A 25,264-nucleotide genomic window follows, 5' to 3' on the forward strand; every position below is an offset into this window, starting at 1 on the left:
TTCCGACGCGGGGGGACGGTTCATGAGTTCGCTGCTGGTGGACCGGATCGGCGAGCTGGTCACGAACGAGCCCGGTGGCCGGGATCGGCTGGCGATCCGGCGCGATGCCGCGGTGGTCGCGGTGGACGGGCAGATCGCCTGGATCGGCCCGACCGGCGGCGCACCGGCGTGCGACGTGCGGGTCGACGCGTCGAACCGCGCCGTGATCCCCGGTTTCGTGGACAGCCACACCCACCTGGTGTTCGCCGGTGACCGGTCCGGTGAGTTCGCCGCCCGGATGGCCGGTGAGCGCTACACCGGCGGCGGGATCCGGCGCACCGTGGCCGCGACCAACGCGGCGGCGGACACCGAGCTGTCGGCGAACCTCGCCTACCTGCAACGGGAGCTGACCCGGCAGGGTACGACGACGTTCGAGACGAAGTCCGGGTACGGGCTGGGCGTGGACGCCGAGGCGCGGCTGCTGCGCATCGCGCGCCGCGTCACGCCGGAGACCACGTTCCTCGGCGCGCACGTGGTACCGGAAGAGTACGCGGACCGCCCGGACGACTACGTGGCGCTGGTGTGCGGTCCGATGCTCGACGCCTGCGCGCCGCACGCCCGCTGGGTGGACGCGTTCTGCGAGCGCGGCGCGTTCGACGCCGACCAGTCCCGCGCGGTGCTGACCGCGGGCATCGCGAAGGGGCTTTCCCCGCGGCTGCACGCGAACCAGCTCGGCGAGGGCCCCGGCGTACGGCTCGGGGTCGAGCTCGGCGCCGCCGCGGTGGACCACTGCACCCACCTGTCCGACGCGGACGTCGACGCGCTGGCGGGCGGCGGCACGGTGGCCACGCTGCTGCCCGGCGTCGAGTTCTCCACCCGCTCGCCGTACCCGCCGGCCCGCCGGTTGCTGGACGCCGGCGTCACCGTGGCGCTCGCCACCGACTGCAACCCGGGGTCGTCGTTCACCTCGTCGATGCCGTTCTGCCTCGCGCTGGCGGTACGGGAGATGCACCTGACGCCCGCGGAGGCGCTGTGGTGCGCGACCGCGGGCGGTGCCGCGGCGCTGCGCCGTACCGACGTCGGCACGATCACCACCGGCGCGTCGGCCGACCTGGTCGTGCTCGATGCGCCCAGCCATGTCCACCTGGCCTACCGGCCGGGAGTCCCGCTCGTCCACACCGTCGTGGCGAACGGGGAAATCGCTTACCAGCAAGGGAACTCGTGATGAAGAAGGTGACCGTCGGCCCCGACTCGGTGACGCCGGAGCAGGTGATCGCGGTGGCCCGGCACGGTGCCCGGGTCGAGCTGTCCGAGGCGGCGCTGGCCGCGATGCGGGCCAGCCGGTCCATCGTGGACTCGATCGAGCGGGACGAGCGCGCCGTGTACGGCGTGTCCACCGGGTTCGGCGCGCTCGCCAACACGTTCATCGAGCCGGCGCGGCGGGCCGAACTGCAGCACGCGCTGATCCGGTCGCACTCGGCCGGGATGGGCGACGCGATGCCCACCGAGGTGGTCCGGGCGATGATGCTGCTGCGCATCCGGTCGCTCGCGATGGGCCGCTCCGGCGTCCGGCCGCTGGTGGCGCAGTCGCTGGTCGAGCTGCTCAACGCGGACGTCACGCCGTGGGTGCCGCGGCACGGTTCGCTCGGCGCGTCAGGCGACCTCGCCCCGCTCGCGCACTGCGCGCTGGTGCTGCTCGGTGAGGGCTGGGTACGCACCGCGGACGGTCGCCGCATCCCCGGCGCCGAGGCGCTGGCCGCCGCCGGCCTGAGCCCGATCGCGCTGGCCAGCAAGGAGGGCCTGGCGCTGATCAACGGTACCGACGGCATGCTCGGCATGCTGCTGCTCGCGATCGCCGACGCCCGGCACCTGTTCACCATGGCCGACGTGACCGCCGCGCTCGCGGTCGAGGCGATGCTCGGCTCGGACCGGCCGTTCCTGCCGGAGCTGCACGAGATCCGGCCGCATCCCGGCCAGGCCGCGTCCGCGGCGAACATCCACCGGCTGCTGGCCGGATCGTCCATCATGGACTCGCACCGCGACGACCTGACGCACGCGGTACAGGACGCGTACTCGATGCGGTGCGCGCCGCAGGTCGCCGGCGCGGCGCGGGACACCCTGGAGTTCGCGGTCCAGGTGGCCGCGCGCGAGCTGGTGTCGGTGGTGGACAACCCGGTGGTGCTGCCGGACGGCCGGGTCGAGTCGACCGGAAACTTCCACGGCGCACCGCTCGGCTTCGCCGCCGACTACCTGGCGATCGCGGCGAGCGAGGTCGGCTCGATCTCCGAGCGCCGGGTCGACCGGCTGCTCGACGTGGCCCGCTCGCGCGAGCTGCCCGCGTTCCTGTCTCCCGACCCGGGGGTCAACTCCGGCCTGATGATCGCGCAGTACACCGCGGCCGGCGTGGTGGCGGAGAACCGGCGGCTGTCCGTACCGGCGTCGACCGACTCGATCCCGACCTCGGGCATGCAGGAGGACCACGTCTCGATGGGCTGGTCGGCGGCGCACAAGCTGCGCACCGTACTGGCGAACCTGTCGCACCTGCTGTCGGTCGAGCTGCTCGCCGCCTGCCGCGGCCTGCAACTGCGGGCGCCGCTGACGCCGAGCCCGGCCGGTGCCATCGCGGTACGCCGGATCGCCGAGGTGGCTGGGGAGCCCGGGCCGGACGAGTTCCTCGCGCCGATCCTGGAGCACAGCCGCGCGCTGCTGGTCGGTACCGAGCTGCGTACCGAGATCGAGGCCGCCATCGGCACCCTCGCCTAGGGTCTGTCTCGGCCCGCCCGGAACTCCGGGAATCACGAGAGTTCCGGGCGGGTGGGCTCGGCCGCCGGCCGGCATCCGGACGGCCGGGCTCGGGTGCATCGCCCGAATCGGGTGGCCACCCGGCGGCGTGGCTGGCAGGATGCGGGGGATGATCGAGGTACCGGATCGGCGGGATCCGCCGCACCAGGCCGACGAGCTCGGCATGCTGACGGCGTTCCTGACCTACCAGCGGCAGACGTTCGCGATCAAGTGCGCCGGGCTGAGCACCGAACAGCTGCGTACCAGGGCGGTGCCGCCGTCGGACCTGTCACTGCTCGGCCTGGCCCGGCATCTGTCCGATGTGGAGCGAAGCTGGTTCCGGTTCGTCTTCGACGGCGAGGACATCCCGCCCCGGTGGGATCCGCAGGCCCGGCCCGAGGTCGAGTTCGCGGTCGAGGACGCCGATCCGGACGAGGCGTTCGCCGCCTGGAACGAGGAGTGCGCGCTCGCCGACGAGATCATCGCCGCGGCCGGCTCGCTCGACGACACCGGCAGCTACCAGGACCAGGTCTACTCGCTGCGCTACATCCTCACCCACCTGATCGAGGAGTACGCCCGGCACAACGGCCACGCCGACCTGCTCCGGGAACGCCTCGACGGCCGCACCGGCGACTGATCCCCGCCCGCCGCCGGTCCCGAGCCGGGGTCAGGTGCGGAGCAGACCGCGGGAGAAGGCGGTGGCCACGGCGGCGGCGCGGTCGTTGACGCCGAGCTTCGCGTAGATGTGCAGCAGGTGCGTCTTGACCGTCGCCTCGCTGATGAACAGCCGGCCGGCGGCGTCGCGGTTGGTGCAGCCCTGCGCGATCAGCCCGAGTACCTCCAGCTCGCGGTTGCTGAGCGGTTCGGTGGCCGGCTCCCGCATCCGGCCCATCAACCGCCCCGCGACCGACGGGGACAGCACCGCCTCCCCGCGGGCCGCGGCCCGGATCGCCTGGCACAGCTGGTCTCGCGGGGTGTCCTTGAGCAGGTATCCGGTGGCGCCGGCCTCGATCGCTGGTACCACGTCCTGATCGGTGTCGTAGGTGGTGAGCACCAGCACCCTGGCCGGCAGGCCGCGCGCGGCGAGCCGGCGGATCGCAGCGACCCCGTCGACCCGGGGCATCCGCAGGTCCATCAGCACCACGTCGGGCGAGCGCACCGCGGCCACGTCCACCGCCTCGGCGCCGTCACCGGCCTCGCCGACCACCTCGATGTCGTCGGCGTCGGCGAGCATGCCGCGCAGCCCGTCCCGTACCACCGGGTGGTCGTCGACCAGCAGCACCCGGATCATGCCGCGGCACCCGCCGGCACCGCCGGTACCGTCGCCGACACCGCGGTGCCGTTGCCCGGCTCGGACTCGACGGTCAGCTCGCCGGCCAGCCGGGAGACCCGCTGCCGCATCCCGATCAACCCGAACCCACCATCCGCCCGGTCGGCGCCGTCCGCCGGACCGCCGCCGGCGGAGCGGGCGCCGGCCGTCGCGCCACTGGCCGGGTCCTGATCGCCGGGGCCGGCGAAGGCCGCGTCCGGGTGGCCGCCGTCGGCGGGCAGCGCGGCGGGGTCGAACCCGACACCGTCGTCCCGCACGTCCAGGCTGATCACGTCCTCCATGTACGACAGTGTGACGCCCACCCGTGCCGCCCGCGCGTGCCGGGCGACGTTGGCCAGCGCCTCCTGCGCGACCCGCAGCAGCGTCGCCTCGATCTCCGGGTGCAGCGGCCGGGCGGTACCGGTGGTGACCAGGGTGGCGCTCGGCGCCTCCCGCCGGGCCCACGCCTCGATGGTCCGTTGCAGCGCGACCGGCAGCGTCGCGTCCTCCAGTTGCAGCGGGCGCAGCGCCTGGACCGAACGGCGCGCCTCGCCCAGGCTGTCCCGGGCCAGTCCGAGCGCCGTCTGCACGTACCCGGTCGAGTCCGGTACCCGTTGCGCCGCCTGCAACTGGGTGATGATCCCGGCCAGCCCCTGCGCGATGGTGTCGTGGATCTCCCGGGCCAGCCGGGCCCGCTCGTCACGTACCCCGGCCTCCCGGGCCTGGGTGAGCAGCTGGGCGTGCAGCCCGGCGTTCTCCCGCAGCGTCTCGGACAGCTTCCGGTTCGCCTCGGCCAGCTCCACCAGCGCCACCCGACGCTGCTCGTTGCGCACCGCGACGTACGAGAAGGAAGCGCCCAGCGTTCCGGCCAGCACCAGGTTCAGCAGCAGCATGACCAGGTAGGCACCGACGAACGCGCCGGAGAGGTTCTGGAACCCGCCGATCTGGGTACCGGCGAGCAGCGCGGCGGTGGCCGCGACCCCGATGCCGGTGGTGATCCGGCCACCGAGCAGGTTCGCCCGGAAGAAGTCGATGTAGCCGAGCCAGGCGAACAGCCCCCACCACGGGTCGAGCACGACCAGCACGGCGGTCAGCGCCAACCGGACGAGCAGGTAGAACGTGGTCAGCGCGGGCCGCTCGTGCTCCCACTCGGGATGCAGGGTCTCGAACCAGCCGACCCAGGCCACGGTGACCAGCGCGCCGGCTCCGATCCACCACATCCGGGCCGGGTCGAACCCGCTGAACGCGGCGAGCACCACCGCGGCGGCCGCCAGCCCGTACGGCAGGAACCGGTAGACGGTCGCGAACCGGTCCTCCCAGGACACCGGCCGGGACCGGTCGCGCCGGTGCGGCACACCGTCCGGTTCGGTGATCGACCGGGGCTGCTCGAACGCCACCACGACCCCCATCCCGCTCAGCTGTCCCACCGGAACGAACGCACCGCCACGGTACCGAACACCACCGCGTACCCGGCCAGTACGACCAGGTGGACCCAGCCCGGCCAGGAGCCGGCGGCCGCGTCGCCGAGCGCCTGGGTGGCCGCACCGGACGGGGTGAACTCGGCGATGTGGCGCAGCGTGGCCGGCATCGCGGCGACCGGCAGCCACAGCCCGGCGAAGAACATCAGCGGGAAGAACAGGATCATCCCCAGCGCGTTGCTCACCTTCGTGTTCGGCGCGACCGCGGCGACCATCATGCCCAGCGCCAGCATCGCGCACAGCACCAGCAGGAACGCCACCAGGTAGCCGAGCGGCGCTCGCGGCAGCGCCACCCCGAACCCGATCCGGCCGATGGCCACCACCAGCAGCAGCACCAGCACCTCGACTGCGACGTTGACGACGACCTGGGCGAGCAGCAGCCGGGACGCCGGCATCGGCGTGGTCGCCAGCCGGCGCAGCACGCCGCGCTCCCGGTACAGGCTGATCGCGCCGGGCAGCGTGTTGACCGCCGTCATCGCCACCACGAACAGGATCATGATCGGCACGTACAGGTCGATCACCCGCAGGCCGCCCAGCTCGTGCTGATGCACCCGGAACGCCGGTACGCAGCCCAGGATGACCAGCAGCAGCGGCGGGAACGCGATCGCCCACAACACCGCCATCGGCTCGCGCAGGAACAGCTTCGCCTCGGTCCGGACGAGTACGGCGAACGACGACATCACTGCTCTCCCTCGGTGTTCGACGTCAACGCCAGGTAGGCGTCGTCCAGGCTGGCGCTGTCCATCCGCAGGTGCTCGGCGAGGATGCCGGCCGCGGCGAGGGTGCCGACCACCTCGGCCAGCACGTTGCCGGTACCGCTGACGAGCAGTTCGGCGCCGTCGCGGCGGATGGACGTGACGCCGGGCAGCGCGGCCAGCAGCGCGGTGTCGACCGGCTTCGACGGCCGGAACCTGATCTGCTGGCTGTCGTCCACTGTGGACACCAGACCGTCCGGGGTGTCGAGCGCGGCGAGCCGGCCGGCGTTGATCACCGCGACCCGGTCGCACAGCCGCGCCGCCTCCTCCATGAAGTGGGTGACGAGCAGGATGGTCACCCCGTCGGCGCGGATCTCCTCGATCAGGTTCCAGGTGTCCCGGCGGGCCTGCGGGTCCAGCCCGGTGGTCAGCTCGTCGAGTACCGCGATCCGGGGCCGGCCGATCAGCGCCAGCGCGATCGCCAGCCGCTGCTTCTGCCCGCCCGACAGCTTCTGGTACCGGGTGCGCAGCCGGTCGGTGAGCCCGAGCCGCTCGACCAGCGCGCGCCAGTCGGCCGGTTCCCGGTAGCAGGACGCGTACAGCTTCAGCGCCTCGACCACGGTGATCTTGTCCGGCAGCGCCGACTCCTGCAGCTGCGCGCCGAGCACCCGGCGGACCTGGTCGCGCTCGGCGCGCGGGTCTGCCCCCAGTACCCGAATGGTGCCGGCGTCGCGGGAGCGCAGCCCGCTGACGCACTCGACGGTGGTGGTCTTGCCGGCCCCGTTGGGCCCGAGGATGCCGAAGATCTCGCCCTGCGCCACGTCGAACGACACGTCGTCGACGGCGACCTTCTCCCCGTACGTCTTGCGTAGCCCGCGCACCTCGATGACCGGCACGGCCGGCCTCCCTCCCGACAGCGTTCGGTGTCGGGTACGAGGGTTCCAGCGCCGCGGCGCGACCGGATCGACCACGAGACGGCACCGGTACCGGCAGGCCGGTGGAGGCCGGCCATCCACCGATCGGTGGATGACCGGCCCCGGTTCACGGCTTGGGTACGTCGCCCAGCTTGTCCACCTCGCGGGTCAGCGCCTCCAGCACCGAGCGCAGCTGTACCTCGGTGACCTCGGCGAAGGTACGCAGGTAGGTGACCTTCTGCTCCAGCGCGGCGCGGTCGGCCTCGGTGGCGTGCGCGGGCAACGCATCCGCCGCCCGCTGCGCCTCCGATGCCGCCTGCTTCGCCTGGTCCTGGGCGTGCTGCAGCAGGTCCTCGTAGCGCTGCCGGGCCTGCGCCACCAGCTTGCGGGCGTACTCCTCCGCCTGCGCGACGTGCGAGTCGGCGGCCTGCTGCGCCTGGCTCATCAGGTTGACCGCCTCGACGCTGACCCGGGACCGCTGCGCCTCGGCGTCCGGATCCTGACCGTGCTCCCGGTAGTAGTTGGTCAGCCGGCCGATCTCGGCGCGCAGCGCCGCCTTCTCCGCGTCGGCCGCCGCGAGGTCGTCGGCGACCCGGTTGAGGAACATCCGTACCTCGTCCTCGTGGAAGCCGCGGCGGCCGAACGGCGGCCGGGAGAACGTGGTGGTCCGCACCCGTTCCGCGCTGAGCGGCACCCGCCTCGGGGCGCCCTGGTCGGTCACGGTCACTGTCCCCACCTTCCCCCAGCGATACCGGCCGGCGCGGCCACCGCCGGTTCCGGCGTCGGTTCCGCGCCCGCCGTGAACTCGTCGTAGCGCACCTGCTCGGCCGGCACCCCGGCCGAGGTCAGCGCGGACACGGTGTGCCGCACCATGTTCGGCGACCCGCACACCAGGCAACGCCGGTCGGACCAACCGCCGGTACCCGCGGCGACGTCACCGACCAGGCCACGCTGGCCGGAGAAACTCGCGTCGTGCGAGACCACCGGTACGTACCGGAACCACGGTCGGGCCGCGGCCAGCTCGCCGAGCAGCTGGTGCTCGTACAGGTCGGCCTCGGTGCGCGCGCCGTGGAACAGGTCGACCCGCCGCTGCGTCCGGTCCGCCTGCCACTGCCGGTCGATCTGCTCCAGCAGCGCCCGCAGCGGCGCCAGGCCGGTGGCTCCGGCGACCATCAGCAGGTCGGTACCGTCCTCGGGCAGCAGCAGCGCCGCCCCGACCGGGGCGCCGATGCGCAGCGTGTCGCCCAGCGCGGCCGACTGCACCAGCGCGGTGCTCACCTGCCCGCCGTCCACGATCTTGACGTGCAGTTCGAGCGTGTCGTCCGCGCGCGGCGCGTTCGCCGGCGTCAGGTACCGCCAGAGCCGCGGCCGGCGGGAGAACTCGACCGCCGCCGACTGCCCCGGCTGGTACGGGTAGGGGTGGTCGGTGCGGGCCTGCAGCACCGCGACGTCCAGGCCGCGCCGTTCGATGCCGACGATCTCGGCGTTCCACCACGGCGGCGTGTGCTTCGCCGACTCCGCCGCGGCCTCGATCATCACCTGCGCGACCAGCCCGTACGCCTCGGCCCACTGCCCCGCGAGCGATTCTGTCCACTGTGGACCGGAGAAGTGCGCCAGGGTGGCGAGCAGCGACTCGCCGACCGCCGGGTAGTGCTCGGCCAGTACCGCGAAGCGCCGGTGGTCGCGGCCCAGCTGCTGGACGAACGGCAACACCTCGTCCAGCCGGTCCACGTCACTGACGATCCGGCCCAGCGCCGCCACCAGCTTGTCGCGCTGCCCGGCCATCGACATCGGAAACATGCTGCGCGTCTCCGGATGGGTCAGGAACAGGTGCGAGTAGAAGAACAGCGGCACCTCGTCGCCGTGCCGCGCCGTGTTGGCCCAACTGTCCTTGAGTGCCTGCGGATCCATCCGGCTCAGGCCTCGACGATCTCCGCCTTGGTACCGCCGAGCACGTCACCGACCCGGCCGATGATGTCCTCCGCGACGCGCGCCTCGCGCAACGCGCTGACCAGGTGCACCACCACCCGACCGAAGTCGTCGGAGCTGATGCCCATGCCGCGGTGCGCGGCGCCGAGCGCGCGCCCGTCGTACTCTGCGGGGCCGCCGAGTACCTGGGAGATCAGCAGCGCCTGGTGTCGTTTGAGCCGGACCAGGTCGGATCCGACGAAGTAGTCGGCCAGCTCCGGGTCGGCCAGCACCAGTTCGTAGAACCGGCCCACCACCTGCCGGACCGCGTCGCCGCCGCCGATTCGTTCGTAGTCGCTCGTGTGCTCGCCCACCATCATCCTCCATGTCGTTGTTTATCGACGATGGTCGATGGAGTGTAGTGAGCGGGCAGGGCCGGCGATACCCCGAAACCACCCCACATGCGGATCGGGTGAGATAACTCAAGAATCGGTAACGTCCCCGGATCACCTGCCAGAACGTGCCGAGCACGGACCGGCTGGTCCAAAGTGGACGTTCAGGAGTCGGGGTGTTCCGGCAGGCCGGCCCGGCGCCGCAACGCGGCGAGGTCGGTCAGCACGATCGAGCGCCCCTCGGTGCGCAGCCACCCGCGGTGGGCGAACGTCCGGATCACCTGGTTGACGCTCTGCCGCGAACCGCCCACCAGCTCGGCCACCCGGCTCTGACTCAATCCGAGCGGATCGTGTTCGTCCTCGACCGAGGCGAGCAGCCGCACCAGCGTCTTCGCCACCCGGCCGGGCAGGTCCAGGAAGATGTGGTCGGCCTTCTGCTCGGTCAGCCGCCGGGCCATCGCGCCCATCGCCCGGAACACCTCGTCCATCAACCGCCGATCGGTGTGCACCAGGTCCAGGAACGCGGTGCGCGGCAGCACCAGCGCCTCGGTCGGCGCGATCGCCTCCACCGAGGCCGACCGCGGCGCCCCGTCGAGCAGCGAGATCTCCCCCAGCACGTTCGGGGCGCGCACCAGCGTCAGCACGGCACGGTCGCCGCCCGGCCCCGACCGGTACACCGCGACGGCGCCGTGCCGGAGCACGAACAGCACGTCGCCCGGGTCGCCCTCGCGGAACAGCACCTGCCCCTCCCGGTACACCCGGGACTCGGCGCTCGCGGCAAGGCGGCGCCGGCTGCGCAGGTCGAGCCCGGCGAACAAGGCGACCCCGCGCAACGGGTCGTTCGGAACAGCGCGCCAGCGATCCAACCGTCCCGACCTCCCCCCGAAAGGGTCACCTTCCTCCAAAAGGCTAGCGTGTACCCCCCGCAACCCAGAGTTCAACGGAATGAACCCAGGACGAACCCGCCATTCGGCGGCTTCGTCCAGTACCGCTCGTCGCGTTGACGGTTCGAGACCTGACCGCCAGGTACGGGGTGCAGGTCCGGGTTCGCTGGCGTGCCGTGGCCGGAGACGCGGCTCGGGACCGGTCCGGGCGTCCCGGTGTGTTGTGTTTCGGGACGTGGCACGATGCACGTACGGATTCGGGCGAGGGGGTGGGCCGGACGTGGCGGCCATGGGCAAGGTGGGCTGGAAGCTGACCGGGTTGGCGTTCGCGCTGCCGCTCGGGTTCGTCGCGCGCAAGGCGGTCGCCGTCGGCTGGCGCGCGATACGACACGAAGATCCGCCGCGGCCGTCCAACGACTTCGAGGCCAGCTGGGGCGAGACGCTCACCTGGGCGGCGCTGTCCGGGGTCGCGATGGCCGCCGCCGAGCTGCTCGCGGCGCGCGGTGCGGCGCGCGTGTGGCGCCAGGTCACCGGCAACGAACCCCCAGGTCACGAGCGCGAACCGGCCGAGATCGAGGCCTGAGCGGGCAACCGGTCACCCGGCTTTCGGCGGCCTGCCCGCTGCGGGGAGGATGGGGGCATGACCGACCTGCTGAACCGTTCCCTCGCCGACACCGACCCCGAGGTCGCGGCGGCCATCGGCGCCGAGCTGCACCGGCAGCAGTCGACGCTGGAGATGATCGCCTCGGAGAACTTCGCCCCGGTCTCGGTGCTGTCCGCGCAGGGCTCCGTGCTGACCAACAAGTACGCCGAGGGCTACCCCGGCCGCCGCTACTACGGCGGCTGCGAACACGTCGACGTGATCGAGCGGCTGGCGATCGAGCGGGTCAAGGGCCTGTTCGGCGCCGGGTACGCGAACGTCCAGCCGCACTCCGGCGCGCAGGCCAACGCCGCCGCCATGTTCGCCACGCTGACCCCCGGCGACACCATCCTCGGCCTGGACCTCGCGCACGGCGGCCACCTGACCCACGGGATGAAGATCAACTTCTCCGGCAAGCTGTACCACGTGGTCGCCTACCACGTCGCCGAGACCGACCACCGGGTCGACATGGCCGAGGTGCGTCGGCTCGCCGTCGAGCACAAGCCGAAGATGATCGTCGCCGGCTGGTCGGCGTACCCGCGGCAGCTCGACTTCGCCGCCTTCCGCCAGATCGCCGACGAGGTCGGCGCGCTGCTGCTGGTCGACATGGCGCACTTCGCCGGGCTGGTCGCGGCCGGCCTGCACCCGAACCCGGTCGAGTACGCCGACATCGTCACGACCACGACCCACAAGACGCTGGGTGGGCCGCGCGGCGGCGTCATCCTGACCAACAGCCCCGAGCTGGCCAAGAAGATCAACTCCGCGGTGTTCCCCGGCCAGCAGGGCGGGCCGCTGGAGCACGTGATCGCGGCCAAGGCGGTCTCGTTCAAGGTCGCCGCGTCCGACGAGTTCGCCGACCGGCAGCGGCGCACCCTGGCCGGCGCCAAGATCCTCGCCGAGCGGCTGAGCGCCCCCGAGCTCGCCGCCGCCGGCGTACGGGTGCTCACCGGCGGCACCGAGGTGCACCTGGTGCTGGTCGACCTGCGCGACTCCGAACTGGACGGCAAGCAGGCCGAGGACCGGCTGCACGACCTCGGCATCACCGTCAACCGCAACGCGGTGCCGTTCGACCCGCGCCCGCCGATGGTCACCTCCGGCCTGCGCATCGGTACCCCGGCGCTCGCCACCCGCGGCTTCGACACCGACGCGTTCACCGAGGTCGCCGACATCATCGCCGGCGCGCTGTCGGCCGACTTCGACGACGCCCGCGCCGCCGCGCTGCGCGACCGGGTCACCGCCCTCGCCGACAAGTACCCGCTGTACCCGTCGCTGTGACCCCGGCGTGCCGGCCGGTCCACCCGGCCGGCACGCGCTCAGCGGGCCGCCCGCTCCCGCTCCGGTTCCGGTTGCGGCCGGTGGCCGCTCAGCGGGTCGCCCGCTCCCGCTCCGGTTCCGGTTGCGGCTGGCGGGCGGGCGGCCGTCGGCGGTGCGCGACCAGCAGCGCCGCCGGTACCACGACCAGCGCGCCGGCGCCGAGCGCGAGCGGCGGGTAGCCGGCGGCCCCGAGCACCGCGGTCGAGCCGAGCGTCGCGGCACCACCGCCGGCCCACGACCAGCTCTCCACCAGCCCCTGCACCCGGGCCTCCACCGCGCCGGGCAGCCCCCGTACCAGCAGGGAACTCGCGCCGACGAAGGCCAGGTTCCAGCCGTAGCCGAGCACGAACAGCGCCACCGGTAGCCCAGGGCCGGTCGACCCGGCGGTACCGGTGACGAGCACGCCGGCGAGCGCCAGCGTGGCCAGGCCGGCCGCGACGACCGTACGGCCACCGAACCGGTCGGCCAGCCGGCCGGACACCGGCGCGAGCGCGAACATCCCCAGCGTGTGCGTCGACACCACCAGCCCGACCATCCCCATCGGCTGCCCGTGCTGGTGCATCGACAGCGGCGCCGCGGTCATCACCGCGGTCATCACCACCTGCGCGGTCAGCATCGCGGTCAGCGCGAGCCGGATGTCGGGCCGGGCCAGCAGCGCCCGCAGCGGCCACGCCGCCGCGAGCCCGGCCTCGTCCCGGTCGGCCGGTGGGCGCCGCGCCACCAGCGCGAACGCCACCACGGCGGCCGCCAGGCAGGCCAGCGCCAGGGCGAAGGCACCGGTCAGCGGCGGCCACCCGGACCGGCCCGCCCAGCCGGTCGCCGGCCCGAGCAGCAGCGGGCCACCGACCGCGCCGACGGTACCGGCCCACACCACCGCACCGAGCGCCGTCGCCCGCCGGCCCGCGGTGAACTCGTCGGCCGCCGCGTACCGGGCGAGCTGCGCCGCGGCATTGCCCACGCCGAGCAGCAGCATGCCGGCCAGCAGCACCGCCACCGAACCGGCGGCGGCACCGGCGGTCGCCACCGCAGCGCCCCCGGTACCGGTGAGGGCACCGGCGCGCAGGCCGGTCCGCCGGCCGTGGCGGGCCATCACCCGGCTCAGCAGCAGCACGCCGGCGGCGGTGCCGGCGACCCCGGCGGTACTGCCGAGGCCGGCCCAGCCGGTGCCGAGCCGGTCGGCGACGAGCAGCGTCGCGGCCGTACCGGCCACGGTCATCGCGGCGTTGACGCAGGCCGCGCCGAGGAACAGGGAGCCCATCGTGCGCCGGCGCGCCGGCGGGGGTACCGGGTAGGTTGCCATGCGAAGCAGGCTAGGAAAGTCGCGCCGGCAACTGAATGGCCGAGGCGCGGAGTTCGGGGCCGTTGACCTGACGTACGGAAGGAGATTGCCGGCGATGACCTTTCGTTCGAACGTCACGCTCGACGACCTCGACTGGCGCATCCTGCACGAGTTGCAGACCGACGGCCGCCAGTCGTACAAGTCGCTCGCCCGGAAGGTGAACCTGTCGGCGCCGGCGGTCGCCGACCGGGTCCGCCGGTTGCAGGACACCGGTGTCGTCACCGGCTACCAGGCCCGGGTCGACCCGGCCCGGGCCGGGCTGCCGCTCACCGCGTTCCTGATGCTGCGGTGCGCGCCCGGTCGGTGCCTGCTGCGCACCGCGCGCGCCGCCGACTACCCGGAGATCGTCGAGGTGCACAAGCTCGCCAGCGAGTCGTGCACCCTGCTCAAGGTGCGGGTCGCGTCGATGGCGCACCTGGAGGGATTCCTGGAACAGCTCGGCGAGCGGCACGGCGAGGCACGGTCGCACATCGTGCTGTCCACCCAGTACGAACGGCACGAGGTCGAGCCGCCGCCCAGCGCGCCGGGCGAGATCACCGCCGCGGACGGCTGGTGACACGGCGTTGCAGCACGGCGGCACGGTACGCGGCGGAACTGCGACACGGCGCGGCACCGCGGCACGGCGGCGCGGCGGCACGGCGCCGGCGGTGGGACGCGGCCGTGCGGCGCGGCGGCACGGCAGGGCGGCAGGGTGCGGCGGGCACGGTGAGCCCGCCGCACCGCCCGCTCAGTCGGTACTGCGTTCCTCGTCGCCGGCGCGCACGGTGACCACGCCGTCGATCTCGGACAGGCTGGCGGCAAGATCGCCGGGGTCGCGCACGCCGCGCAGCGTCAGCGCGACCTGCACCCGCCCGCCGGTACCCTCCTCGACCTGCTCGGTGGAGATCTCGGCGACGGTGACGCCGCGGTCGGTGCAGGCGGCGAGCGCGTTGCGCAGCACGCCCTGGCCACCCCGGTAGGTCATCGTCAGGTTCGACGGCGCCCACTTCGAGCGGGGCAGCAGCCGGCCGATCGCCGGGTAGCCGTACAGGACGAGGAAGTGGCCGGCGGTCACCACGATCGCGAGCAGCCACAGCCCGGCGCCGCAGGCCATGCCGACCGCGGCCGACATCCAGATCACCGCGGCGGTGGTCAGGCCGCGGACCGCGTCGCGGCGGACGAAGATCAGCCCGCCGCCGATGAAGCCGATGCCGGACACGATCTGCGCCGCGATCCGGGACGGGTCGAGCCCGACGTGCGGGCCGACCACGTCGCTGAACCCGTACTTGGAGATCAGCATGATCAGCGCCGCGCCGACCCCGACCAGGGTGTGCGTGCGCAGCCCGGCCGCCTTCTGCGCCAGCTCGCGCTCCAGCCCGATGACCGTACAGAGCACCAACGCCAGGGCGAGCTCGCCGATCTGCGTCCAGCCCTGCCCGATGGGCTCACCGAACGCCACTATATTGGTCATACCGGTTGAGGATCCTCCTTCCTCTCGCGGTATCGCGAGACGGGTAACAGTAGCGGAAGATCCCCGAAGATCGCGTTAAATGAATCGTAAGATCACAGCGATCGGCGACTATTTCGCATCTGCATAACACTCGACGGTCGCCACGTCGAGCGGGAAGTGCACCGGCGTCGGGCCGAACAGCAGCTCCGTCGCCGCCTGCGCCGACGCCGTCACGGCCGCCGCCACCTCACCCGCCACCTCGCGCCGGCAGTGCACCATCACCTCGTCGTGCTGGAAGAACACCAGCTCGGTGCCGGCCATCGAGGTCAACCGCCGACGCAACTCGGCCAGCAGCAACAACGCCCACTCCGCCGCCGTCGCCTGGATGACGAAGTTGCGGGTGAACCGGCCCCGGGCCCGCGCCGACGACGCCGACACCGGCTCCGCCGCCTCGGCCGGCTCGCCCGGCCCGGCGACCGGCGTCGATGCCGGCGGGCAGGTGCGACCCAGCAACGACCGCACCAGCCCGCCCTGCTCACCGACCCGGGCCGCCGCCTCCACGTACCCCACCGCGTCCGGGAACCGGCGCCGCAACGTGCCGAGCAGCGCGCCACCGGCCCCGCTGGTCCCCCCGTACATCGCGGCGAGCAGGGCGATCTTCGCCTTGCCCCGGTCGCCGTCGAACGCCGAGGCGGCGAGCGCGCCGTACAGGTCGCCGGGGCCGGCCGCGGCCGCCATGCCGCGGTCGCCGGACAGCGCCGCCAGCACCCGCGGCTCCAGCTGACCGGCGTCGGCCACCACCAGCGTCCAGCCCGGATCGGCCACCACCGCGCGACGCACCGCCTTCGGGATCTGCAGCGCGCCGCCGCCGCGGGTGCCCCACCGCCCCGACACCACCGCACCGGCCACGTACTCCGGGCGGAACCGGCCACCGACCACCCAGTCGGCGAGGAACTGCCAGCCGTTCGCCACGTGCAGCCGGGACAGCTCCTTGTACCGCAGCAGCGGCGCCACCGCCGGATGCTCCACCTCGCGCAGCACGTACGCCCGGGTCGAGGTCACCGTGATCCCCACCTTGCGGAACGCGGCCACCACGTCCGCCGGCGAGTCGGGGTTGAGCCGGAACCCGAACGCCGCGTCGATCTGCGCCGCCAGCCCGGCCAGCACCGGCGGCCGGCCGCCACCGACCGGCCGGGCGCCGAGCGCCTCGGTCAGCAGCCGGTCGTGCACGTCGGCCCGCCACGGCAGGCCCACCGCGCCCAGCTCCGCCGCGGCCAGCGCGCCCGCCGACTCCACCGCGACCAGCAACCGGAACCGGCCCGGGTCGGGCAGCGCGGCGATCCGGGCCAGCTGGTCGGCGTGCACCTCGGCCACCGCGGCCAGCGGGGACGGCGCCCCGGGCAGCGGTTCCCGGGCCGGCGCGAACAGCGCCGGCTGGCTCGGCCGGCCCGGCTGCGGAGCGCCGGTCAGCGGCTCGTCGTCCGGCACCGGCAGGTCGTGCAGCCGGGCCCAGGCGGCGGGCAGCGCGCGCGGCTCACCCCAGCGCCCGGCATGGCCCAGCAGCAGGCCCTCGGTCAGGGCGAGATCGTGGCACCGAGCCACCCGAGCACCGGCCTCCAGCAGGCTCGGATAGCAGCGGGCGGTGTCCGGCCAGACCCACCGGACGTCGGCGGCCTCACCCGCGGCGACCGCCGCGGCCAGCACCGGCGCCGCCGTCGGGGCGCCGAGCGCACCGGACGGGTCGAGGCCGGCGAGCGCACCGCCGCCGGACTCGTCGTCGTACACCGCCCATCGCACCCCCCGATCCTGCACCCACCCACCGACAGGATCCGGGTACGCGACGGGGCCCGCCGGATCGGCGGGCCCCGTCGGATCGTCCCTCGGTACTTCGCTGCCGCGAGGGTCGCGGTGTTACTTTGCTGCCGCGAGGGTCGCGGTGGCGGTGTGCGTCTTACCGTCCCGGGTGTAGGTGACCTTCACCTTGTCGCCGGGCTGGTGCTGGGCCACCACCGAGACCAGCGTGTCGGAGTCCGGCACCTTGGTGTCGTCGACCTTGGTGATCACGTCACCCTTCTTCAGCCCCGCCTTGTCCGCCGGACCGCCCTTGGTGACCGCCGCGACCAGTGCACCGCTCCCGTTGCCGTTCGAGTCGCTGGCCGTCGCCACCGACACCCCGAACAGCGGGTGCTGCACCTTCTCACCCTTGATCAGCTTGTCCGCGGTGGCCTTCGCGACGTTGATCGGGATCGCGAAGCCGATCCCGATGCTGCCGCCCTGGCCGCTGCCCGAGCTGTCCGACGAGCGGATCGCGCTGTTGATCCCGATGACCTGACCGGACATGTTCAGCAGCGGGCCGCCGGAGTTGCCGGGGTTGATCGCCGCATCGGTCTGGATCGCGTTCGGGATGGTGATCGTGCTGCTGCCCTGCTGCTGTTGCTGCTGCTGCTTCCGCGGGTCCAGGAACGGGTTCTGCTGCTGCGGCTGCTGCTGCTCGGTGGACACCGTGTAGCTGCGGTTGAGCGCCGACACGATGCCCTGCGTGACCGTGCCCTCCAGGCCGAGCGGGCTGCCGATGGCCACCACGCCGTCGCCCGGCGCCAGCTTGTCGCTGTTGCCGATGGTCGCCGGCTTCAGATCCGACTTGCCCTGCGCCTGCACCACCGCGAGGTCACCGGACGGGTCCCGCCCGACGATCTTCGCCGGCGCCGTGGTCCCGTCGTCGAAGGTGACCTGGATCGACCCGTTCCCGCCCGCGGCCGCCTCGACCACGTGGTTGTTGGTCACGATCATGCCGTTGGTCGAGATGATGACGCCGGAACCCTCGTCACCCGACTGGCCGGCCTGCACCTTCAGCGACACCACGCTCGGCCGGACCTGCTTGACCATGTCGGCGAGCGAGCCGCCCTTGGTCGAGACCGGGCTCGACACGACCGTCGACTCCATCGGCGTGTTCCCGTCCAGCGCGTGCACGGTGACCCCACCGACCACCCCGCCGGCGAGCACCAGGATGACCGCGGCGGCACCGCCGGCGAGCCACCGGCGCGCCTTGCTCGGCGGCTTCGGCCCGTACGGCCCGGGCTGCTGCCAGCCGGGCATGCCGTACCCGGCCTGGCCGTACGCCGGGATCTGTTGGGTGGCACCGAACTGACCGGTCGCGTCGGCCGGCCCACCGACCGGCTGCCCCGGGATCGGCTGGCCCGGCGCCGGTTGACCCGGCACCGGCTGGCCCGGGGCGGGCTGGCCGGGCATGGGCTGGCCGGCGACCGGCTGGTACGGGTCGGGCTGCTGACCGTACGGCGCCGCGGCGGGCTGCTGCGGCGCGCCAGGCTGTGGCGGCGCGGCAGGCTGTGGCGGCGCGGCAGGCTGTTGCGGCGCGGCAGGCTGTTGCGGCGCGGCCGGCTGGCCGTACGTGTCGGTGGCGTAGCCGGACGGCGCCGCGAGCTGGCCGGTCTGGTCGGTCGGCGTACCCGCGGCCGCCGGTCGGTCGGCGGCGGCCCATCCGGCTGGCGCGGCGTCGCCGGGCGGCACGGGAGAACCCGCGGCAGGCTGCTGCGGGGTGACAGCCTCTGGTCGACCAGGCGCGCCCGCGGCCCACTGCTGCTCGGCGCCCGGCGCGTTGGCGGGCGCCGCGTCGGAGGTGCTCGGTGCGGTCGCGCCGGCCGCCGGGACCACCTGCGTCACGTCCTCGCCCGGCGGCGTGTCCACCGGCTCCGCCGACGCGGCGGGCTCGGGCTGCGCGGCGGGGGCGTCGTCGGCACCGGCAGCGGGCGGCGGCACGGTCGAGCCGGGTGCTGCCTGATCGGCACCGGGCCGGTCGGCGGCGGACGGGCCGGCCTCGGCCGGCGTGGTCGGCTGGTCTGACCCGACGGCGGGCCGCTCGTCGGCGTGGCCGGGCTCCCGGTCCTGAGAACTCATGGCCGGCCTCCGCTTCGCCGCATCCGGCCAGCGCCGTGCCGCTGGGTCGCTCGCTGTCGCTCGCTCATGGGGTCAGATTTGCTCGATACCCTGCGGTCGGCCTGGGGTCTCCCTGAGAATCCCCTGGGAGCGTGAATCCCGTCTGGGGATCACTGTCCGAATCGTTCGGACAGTGATCCCGCAGTCGCTCGTGTCGATGCGTTCCGGCACGCAGCGGTCACTCGTGCAGGGTGCTCGGGTCCACCGTCGGCGCCGGCAGGCCCAGCGCGGCGACGGCGGCGCGCGCGTCGTCGGTGAGCGGTACGCCCCACCGATCGTAGAACGCGGTCAGGTCGGCCCCGGCGACCCGGCTGGTGTACACCGCGAGGTAACCGAACCGCACCTCGGTCGCGTCCGGCGCGTCCCACTCCGTCGGCGGGTTCTCCCGCCGGATCAACCGGTGCAGCCGCGGCCAGAAGTCGGCACCGAAGCCGAGCGTCAGCTGGTTGAGCATCACCAGCTTCTCGTACGCGCCGAACGTGCTCGCGTAGTCCACCCCGGCGGTGCCGAGCTTCGGCAGCGCACTCTGGTACGGGGTGAGCCCGGTCTTGCTGTCCGGCACCGTCAACCGCGGCTGGTCGCCCAGTGCCCTGCCGACCGCGAGCGCGTACAGGTTGACGCTGACCTCGGTGAGCACCGCCGGCTTGTAGGCGAACTGCTGGTGCTCGTGACCGAGCTCGTGCCACATGCCCCACCCGTTGGTACGCAACGCATCCAGCACCAACAGCCGGTCCAGGTACGAGTTCGGGAAGGCCATGTAGCCGTGCGAGGTGTAGGCGGCCACGCCCGGCCCGGTCGCGGTGATGTTGACGAAGTGGTACGGGTGGGCGTTGCGCCGGTCGATCGGGTGCCGGCCGTCGAGCCCGCTGGTGGCGTCCTCGACCGCCACGATGCGCGCGAACAGCGCCAGCAACCCCGACTGGTCCTGGTCGGCGTACTGCCGGGCCGAGTCGAGTTGCACGGTGAGGATCACGTGGTCGGCGGTCAGCTCGGCCCACGGCGTGATCCGCTGGTCGAGCTGCCGGCGGAACTCCGCGTTGCTGGTGTGCCCGAGCCGGAAGTACGGCACCGGCTGCGCCGCGCCGCCCAGCGTCACCGCCACCGGCTCACCGTGCCCGACCGCGGACAGGTACACCATGCCGCCGTGCGGGTCGGACACGGTGTTCGCACCGACGGCCAGGGGGTAGCTGCGGGGCGCCTTCGCGGCGTCGTCCGCGTCCGGCGCGCCGATGTGCAGCGCCGGTACCACCGGTCCACGGTGGACGGTCACCGCCAACGGCGTGTTCGGTGGCAGGTAGTAGCCGGTGGACTCGAAATCGGTGGCGCGCAACGCCTGCGCCAGCCGCAGCCGTTCCGCCTCGGCGGACGGCTTGGCGGTGAACGTGACGGTGCGGTCAGCGGTCGGGCCGGGTGCAGAGGCGGCCGTACCGGACCGGATGCCGGTCGCCGCGACGGCGGCGACCGCCGCGACCGAACCGAGCAGTGCCCGTCTGGACAGAGACATGGGAACCTCCACAGTGGACAACAGCGCGCCGCGACGACGGCGCACGGGACTGTCGCGCGTCGCGACGCGCGGGTGATGGACGGCGAAGCGTCGGCCGACGGCCGGGTCGGGTCAGCGTTCGAGCGTCGCGGTGTGGGTGGCGCCGCCGGAGCCGCCGACCGTGACGGCCAGCACCGCCTGCGGCCGGGACGACTCCAGCCGTACCGTGGGGCCCGCGTCGACCAGCCGGCGCGCCGGGAACGGCAGCGTCACCCGGACCGTGTCGGCGGTGCGGCTCGGATCGCTGACCGCGACGGTGATCCGGTCGCCCGCCACGGCGACCAGGACGGCGGCGGGTCCGTCGGTGGCCAGCCGTCCGGCCCGGCCGGCGGCCTGGAACGCGGCCATGGTCAGCTGCGGCCGGGCCACCTGGATCGCCTGCACCGCGGCGGTGTTGGCGAGCACCCGGACCGGCGGGTCGGCCGCCCAGCGCGCGGTGGCCGCGGCCGAGGCGGTGGGCAGCAGTACGTAGCGGTAGCTCGCATCCGTCGGCGTCGTGCCGTGGTCGAACCACAGGCTCAGGTACCGGCGGGTCAGTTCGTCGCCATCGCCCGCGGTGTCCGAGCCGGTGTTGACGTCGTGCCAGGCGCCGGTGCGTTCGGCCCGCTCGGCGTGCAGCACCGCGTCGCCGCCGAACACGTACCCGCCGACGCCATCCAGGTGTGCCCACCGGGCGCGGGCGAACCGTGACTGCCAGCCGAGATCGCCGGGCTGCCGGTGCCCGTCGACCAGCAACCGGTTGGTACCGGCGGCATGCAGGTTCCGGTTCTCCACGATGGACAGCACCGGATGATCGTCGCCGGCGCGGCCGATCCCGGCGCCGAGCGCGACCACCGCGTCGTCGAGCAGGAACCACGACTTGCGCGCGGTGATGGTCCTGTCGTAGGACGTGAACGCCATCCCGACGACGCCGTACCGGTCCAGGCTGGTACCGCCGACCCAGGCATCGAAGGCCAGCGGGCCGGACGTACCGTTGCTGACCGCGTCGGACCGCGGCTCGGTGCCGACCGTGACGCCGGGCAGCCGGTACGGGTCGACGGTCGGCCAGAACCCGTCGGAGAACTGCGCCAGGTCGTCGGCGAGGTAGAGGTAGCTCATCCCGTCGCCGGTGTACCAGCCGTGCAGGTTCTCACCGTTGCCGCACTCGTACCGGAAGATCCGGTCGGAGCTGAGCCCGAGCGTGAACGACCAGTCCCGGCGCCGGTGCACGATCCGGTCCTGGTGCGGGAACTGCCGGTGGTACTCCGGTTCCGGCGCCGGCGTGACGCCGCGGTCGGCGAGCACCGCCTTGGCCGCCGCCAGTTCCGGCAGTGTGGCGGTGGCGAGGAACGGGCGGGCGGTGTCGCGGCGCAGCCAGCCCTTCGCCAGCGCGCGGAAGCGGGCCGGGTAGGACGCCGGTGCGCCCTGGGCGAGCAGCAGCACGCTGTTGACGATGCCGTGCCCCGCGTCGTGGTCGGAGGATGCCTGCCGGGACACCGCCCGGCCGCGCACGCAGTCCATCATCGCGCCGTTGGTCACGAACGGCGCGTAGCTCGCGGACACCGCGTCCAGCACCACGTTCTGGTTCGGGTCGGTGATCGCCCAGCTCGATCCCGCCAGCAGCAACAGCAGCCGGGAGATGTCGTCGAGCAGCACCGCACCGTACGAGCCGACGTACGGGATGGCGTCGTGCTGGATGAACGACCCGTCCCGGTAGAACCCGTCGCCGCTGGTGACGTACTGGAAGATGCTGTACCGGCCGTCGTCGCGGACGTCCGACACGCCGTCGCGGGCGAGCGCGATCCGGTCGCCGTCCCGGGCGACGATCCCGGACAGCGCGACGATCACCGCCTTGTCCATCCGGTTCGCACCGGTCTCGGCGAGGCTCGGATAGTTGGTCCGCCGGTAAGCGTTCGGCACGAAGTGGCCGATGACCCGCAGGTGGCCGGCGAGCTGGTCGGCGGGCACCTGCCCCGACAGCAGCACCAGGATCTGCACCAGCGTCTTCGGGCAGCCGATCTCCCAGTTCCACCAGTTGCCGACCTCGCGCGCGTTCTCGTTGAACCGCTTGCGATACACCAGATCCAGCGCACCGACCACCGCGGCGAGCACGTCGTCGTCGCCGTACCGGGCGGCGCCCTCGGTCGCCCACGCGACGGCGAGCGTCAGCAGCCGGTTGAGGCAGGCGTTCGCGTTGACACCGTCGGTGGCGGTCAGCGGCAGGTCGGGCCACGGCGTCGCCGCGCCAGCCGCGGTGTCCATGGTCTGCCAGACCTGGTCGGCAGCGTCGTCCACAGCGGACAGTGCGCGGGCCACGTCCGGGTCGCTCGGATCGACGGTACCGCCGGTGAGCAGCGCGGCCCACCGGGCCCGCAGCGTCTCGAACTCGTCGGCGTCCCCGGCGCTGGCCGGGCGGGGCACGAGGAGCGACGCACCGCCGACCGCACCGACGGCCGCGGCACCGAGGGCCAACGCCCGTCTCCGGCTGAGCTCCATACCGGTCTCCTTCACTGGTCGTAGGACGGCTGTGGTGTCCGAGCTGCCCGTGCCTGCCGCGAGGCCGGCCCGCGGCTAGCCGGACGGTGGCCCTCGCGACCCCCGAAACCGAACCGCCGCAGCGCGGGCTTCGAGACAGGCCCTAGAGCGGTTCGACCTGGCCGGGCGGGTTCGCGCCGGCGGCACGGGCGACCGCGACCGCCTCGGGCGGCAGGGCGGTCAGGCCCTCCTGGTTGTCGACCAGCGTGCTGCCGGTGCCGGACAGCGGTGGCGCGGTGGTCGAGGACCAGTTGTGGGTGACGGTGTTCTCGATGCCGTAACCGGCCCAGTTCGACACCCACTTGTAGCTGATCCGGGTCAGCACGTTGCGTTCCACCAGGATGTACGAGCTCTGCTCGTCCAGGTAGATTCCGTTCGCACCCTCGCCGTCGGTCTTCGGATAGTCGGACCGGTCGACGTAGTTGCCGCTGATCACGGTGCCGGGTTGGGCGCCCTGGGTGTAGATGGCGCCGCCGTCGTGCTGACCGTCCTCCGGTCGCATCACGTCGATCAGCCGGTTGTTCGTGATCCTGTTGCCCCGCAACGGAGTGTCCTGCGCCTGCGGCTGGTTCCAGCCCCAGCCGACGCTGATCGCGCTGTACGGCAGGTGTTCCAGCGTGTTGTGGTCGATGGTGAGGTAGGCGTCGTACGGCGACCAGATGCCCACCGCGTCGGTGAACTCGGTGCCGATGCCGTGGAAGGTACTGCCGGACACGGTGTTGTGCGCCGAGGTCGCCGCCGCGCTCGGATGCGGGTCGGTGTCCCCGACGTACACCCCGCCGCTGGACAGGTCGTCGAACACGCCGCGAGTCACCGTGCAGTACTGGCAACCGTGTTCCAGGACCACGCCCGCGCCGGCCAGGTGGGTGAACGTGTCGCCGGCCAGCGTGACGCGGTGCCCGGCCCGTACCGTCACGGCGGCCTGCGGCTTGGTGTAGTAGCGGCCGGAGTGGTCGGTGGGGCCGGTGCCGGTCAGCGACAGGCCGGCCTGCATCCCGTCGTACCCGGTGCCGGTGCCCGGCTGATCCCAGGCGGCGTAGGCGAACGAGATCCCCCGCACCGTGACGTCGTGCACCGGCGCCGCCGGGGTGCCGTCGACGAGCAGCAGCTGCTCGGTCACCGGTACCTCGATGTCGGCGGTGCGCGGATCCTCGCCCGGCCGGGCCAGGTAGGTGAGCGTGCCGTTCGACGAGGACACGAACTCACCGGGCCGGTCCAGCAGCTCGGGCGCGTTCTCGAAGTACTGCACCCCGTGGTACGAGCTGCCGCCGAGCGCGGAGGCGTCCCAGCCGGGGCCGATCCGCCCGGTGCCCGGCCGCCCGTTGCGCCAGCAGGGTTGCGCCATCACCAGGTCGCCGCCGGCCACCCCGGCCACGTCGCAGTGGAACGAGCGCCACCGCGACTGCGCGACCATCGTGACGTCGGCGGGGTCGCTCCAACCGGTGACGGTCGCGGCACCGGTACCGGTCAGGCCGGTCGCGGTGACCGCGCAGTCGGTCCTGGCGCAGGCGTCGCCGCGGGCGAGTTCGGCCCGCGTGCCGTCGACGAACAGTTGCCGCGGCCGGTCGGCGCGGCCGGTCTGGCCGCGCCAGGTCGCCTGCCACCGGCCGGTCGCCGGGTCGACGAGGTGCCAGCCGCCGATCCGCGCTCCGCCGCTGAGTACCGGGCGGGCGCCCGGTTCCGCGGCGAGGGTGACCGGCCAGTCGGGGGTGCCGGACATCGCCCTGGTGAGCCGGATCGGTGCGGTGCGCCGGTAGGTACCGCCGGCCAGCCGGACGGTGACCGTACGGCCGCGGGCGATCCAGCCGGCGATGTCGTCGATCGCGGTCGACAGCGAGCAGGGATGTCCGGGGCTGCAGGCGATGCCGGCGCCGTGCGGCGCGGCGTGCAGCACCTTCGCCGCCGGCGCCCCGTGGGCACCGCCGACCGGTACGAGGGCGACCGTGGCCGCGACGATGGTTGCTGGCAGGGGGATCCGCATGTTCACACTCCTACCGGAGCCGGCTCGGAGCCGGCGAACGGTGCGGGCAAGGCGGATGGTTGCGACAGGACGTGCGATTCGCCCGCTACGCCACACAGTTTGGTAAACGCTTACCCGTCCGTCAAGAGGCAATCCTGGCTCAATACAACGAATATGGATTGGATCTGTGAATCAATAGAAAGCCAGACAGAAAGCGATTACTACACTGTG

General features: G+C 73.2%; 21 protein-coding genes. 6 read left to right on the top strand and 15 right to left on the bottom strand.

Translation table 11 applies throughout. The annotated features are described in order from the left end of the window. Positions 1-22: 22 nt before the first annotated feature. The 3 genes from hutI (at position 23) to NUM_RS22755 (ending at position 3,397) form a co-directional block, all read left to right on the top strand. Positions 23-1,204 carry an imidazolonepropionase gene (gene hutI, locus NUM_RS22745; protein WP_207126939.1) on the top strand — a complete coding sequence of 394 codons (1,182 nt, stop codon included), beginning with the start codon at positions 23-25 and terminating at the stop codon, positions 1,202-1,204. Beyond that, a complete protein-coding gene (hutH, locus tag NUM_RS22750) occupies positions 1,204-2,742 on the top strand; it encodes a histidine ammonia-lyase (RefSeq protein WP_207126940.1) in 1,539 nt (512 codons plus the stop codon). Before hutI ends, hutH begins: the two co-directional genes overlap by 1 nt. A 148-nt stretch (positions 2,743-2,890) precedes the next feature. Beyond that, positions 2,891-3,397, top strand: coding sequence for a DinB family protein (locus NUM_RS22755; protein ID WP_207126941.1), 507 nt, complete (start codon positions 2,891-2,893; stop codon positions 3,395-3,397). A gap of 30 nt (positions 3,398-3,427) precedes the next feature. Here NUM_RS22755 and NUM_RS22760 read toward each other — a convergent pair whose 3' ends face one another. The 8 genes from NUM_RS22760 to NUM_RS22795 all read right to left on the bottom strand — a co-directional run bounded on the left by NUM_RS22760 (position 3,428) and on the right by NUM_RS22795 (position 10,322). Beyond that, positions 3,428-4,051 carry a response regulator gene (locus NUM_RS22760; protein WP_207126942.1) on the bottom strand — a complete coding sequence of 208 codons (624 nt, stop codon included), beginning with the start codon at positions 4,049-4,051 and terminating at the stop codon, positions 3,428-3,430. Beyond that, positions 4,048-5,496 (bottom strand): sensor histidine kinase, encoded by a 1,449-nt coding sequence (locus NUM_RS22765; protein WP_207126943.1) that lies wholly within the window; start codon positions 5,494-5,496, stop codon positions 4,048-4,050. The genes NUM_RS22760 and NUM_RS22765 overlap by 4 nt, the downstream gene beginning before the upstream one ends. After that, on the bottom strand, positions 5,484-6,227 hold the full coding sequence (locus NUM_RS22770; protein ID WP_207126944.1) for an ABC transporter permease: 744 nt from the start codon (positions 6,225-6,227) through the stop codon (positions 5,484-5,486). The genes NUM_RS22765 and NUM_RS22770 overlap by 13 nt, the downstream gene beginning before the upstream one ends. Beyond that, entirely contained in the window at positions 6,227-7,138 is a 912-nt protein-coding gene (locus NUM_RS22775; protein ID WP_207126945.1) for an ABC transporter ATP-binding protein, read from the bottom strand. Before NUM_RS22775 ends, NUM_RS22770 begins: the two co-directional genes overlap by 1 nt. A gap of 145 nt (positions 7,139-7,283) precedes the next feature. Continuing rightward, positions 7,284-7,883 (bottom strand): DivIVA domain-containing protein, encoded by a 600-nt coding sequence (locus NUM_RS22780; RefSeq protein WP_207126946.1) that lies wholly within the window; start codon positions 7,881-7,883, stop codon positions 7,284-7,286. Beyond that, positions 7,880-9,067 (bottom strand): globin domain-containing protein, encoded by a 1,188-nt coding sequence (locus NUM_RS22785; protein ID WP_207126947.1) that lies wholly within the window; start codon positions 9,065-9,067, stop codon positions 7,880-7,882. Before NUM_RS22785 ends, NUM_RS22780 begins: the two co-directional genes overlap by 4 nt. Before the next feature lie 5 nt (positions 9,068-9,072). Beyond that, complete coding sequence (locus NUM_RS22790; protein WP_207126948.1) at positions 9,073-9,438, bottom strand: group I truncated hemoglobin; 366 nt, start codon at positions 9,436-9,438, stop codon at positions 9,073-9,075. A 182-nt stretch (positions 9,439-9,620) separates the two neighbouring features. Beyond that, positions 9,621-10,322 carry a Crp/Fnr family transcriptional regulator gene (locus NUM_RS22795; RefSeq protein ID WP_225918779.1) on the bottom strand — a complete coding sequence of 234 codons (702 nt, stop codon included), beginning with the start codon at positions 10,320-10,322 and terminating at the stop codon, positions 9,621-9,623. Positions 10,323-10,629: 307 nt separating this feature from the next. Between NUM_RS22795 and NUM_RS22800 the strand changes: the two genes are divergently transcribed. Then, complete coding sequence (locus NUM_RS22800) at positions 10,630-10,923, top strand: DUF4235 domain-containing protein (RefSeq protein WP_207126950.1); 294 nt, start codon at positions 10,630-10,632, stop codon at positions 10,921-10,923. Between the two features lie 57 nt (positions 10,924-10,980). Further along, on the top strand, positions 10,981-12,255 hold the full coding sequence (gene glyA / locus NUM_RS22805) for a serine hydroxymethyltransferase (protein ID WP_207126951.1): 1,275 nt from the start codon (positions 10,981-10,983) through the stop codon (positions 12,253-12,255). Positions 12,256-12,343: 88 nt separating this feature from the next. On the opposite strand, the gene NUM_RS22810 is transcribed toward glyA, so the two are convergent. Continuing rightward, positions 12,344-13,594: an MFS transporter gene (locus tag NUM_RS22810; RefSeq protein WP_207126952.1), complete on the bottom strand. Its 1,251-nt coding sequence runs from the start codon at positions 13,592-13,594 to the stop codon at positions 12,344-12,346. 94 nt (positions 13,595-13,688) lie between these two features. Here NUM_RS22810 and NUM_RS22815 point away from each other — a divergent pair, with 94 nt between their 5' ends. Next, complete coding sequence (locus NUM_RS22815; RefSeq protein WP_207126953.1) at positions 13,689-14,189, top strand: Lrp/AsnC family transcriptional regulator; 501 nt, start codon at positions 13,689-13,691, stop codon at positions 14,187-14,189. 171 nt (positions 14,190-14,360) lie between these two features. On the opposite strand, the gene NUM_RS22820 is transcribed toward NUM_RS22815, so the two are convergent. From NUM_RS22820 to NUM_RS22845, 6 genes are all read right to left on the bottom strand, one after another. Continuing rightward, positions 14,361-15,083 (bottom strand): MgtC/SapB family protein, encoded by a 723-nt coding sequence (locus NUM_RS22820; RefSeq protein WP_207126954.1) that lies wholly within the window; start codon positions 15,081-15,083, stop codon positions 14,361-14,363. A gap of 108 nt (positions 15,084-15,191) precedes the next feature. Further along, the gene (locus NUM_RS22825; protein WP_225918780.1) at positions 15,192-16,859 is read right to left on the bottom strand and encodes a bifunctional 3'-5' exonuclease/DNA polymerase; all 1,668 of its coding nucleotides are present in this window, start codon (positions 16,857-16,859) and stop codon (positions 15,192-15,194) included. Positions 16,860-16,973: 114 nt separating this feature from the next. After that, the gene (locus tag NUM_RS22830) at positions 16,974-18,977 is read right to left on the bottom strand and encodes a trypsin-like peptidase domain-containing protein (protein ID WP_207126956.1); all 2,004 of its coding nucleotides are present in this window, start codon (positions 18,975-18,977) and stop codon (positions 16,974-16,976) included. A 217-nt stretch (positions 18,978-19,194) separates the two neighbouring features. Next, the gene (locus NUM_RS22835; RefSeq protein WP_207126957.1) at positions 19,195-20,520 is read right to left on the bottom strand and encodes a M60 family metallopeptidase; all 1,326 of its coding nucleotides are present in this window, start codon (positions 20,518-20,520) and stop codon (positions 19,195-19,197) included. 111 nt (positions 20,521-20,631) lie between these two features. Further along, on the bottom strand, positions 20,632-23,034 hold the full coding sequence (locus NUM_RS22840) for a polysaccharide lyase 8 family protein (protein ID WP_207126958.1): 2,403 nt from the start codon (positions 23,032-23,034) through the stop codon (positions 20,632-20,634). Between the two features lie 142 nt (positions 23,035-23,176). After that, the gene (locus NUM_RS22845) at positions 23,177-25,054 is read right to left on the bottom strand and encodes a right-handed parallel beta-helix repeat-containing protein (RefSeq protein ID WP_207126959.1); all 1,878 of its coding nucleotides are present in this window, start codon (positions 25,052-25,054) and stop codon (positions 23,177-23,179) included. Positions 25,055-25,264 lie beyond the last annotated feature (210 nt).

The organism is Actinocatenispora comari, assembly GCF_017312725.1.
GTDB lineage: Bacteria > Actinomycetota > Actinomycetes > Mycobacteriales > Micromonosporaceae > Actinocatenispora > Actinocatenispora comari.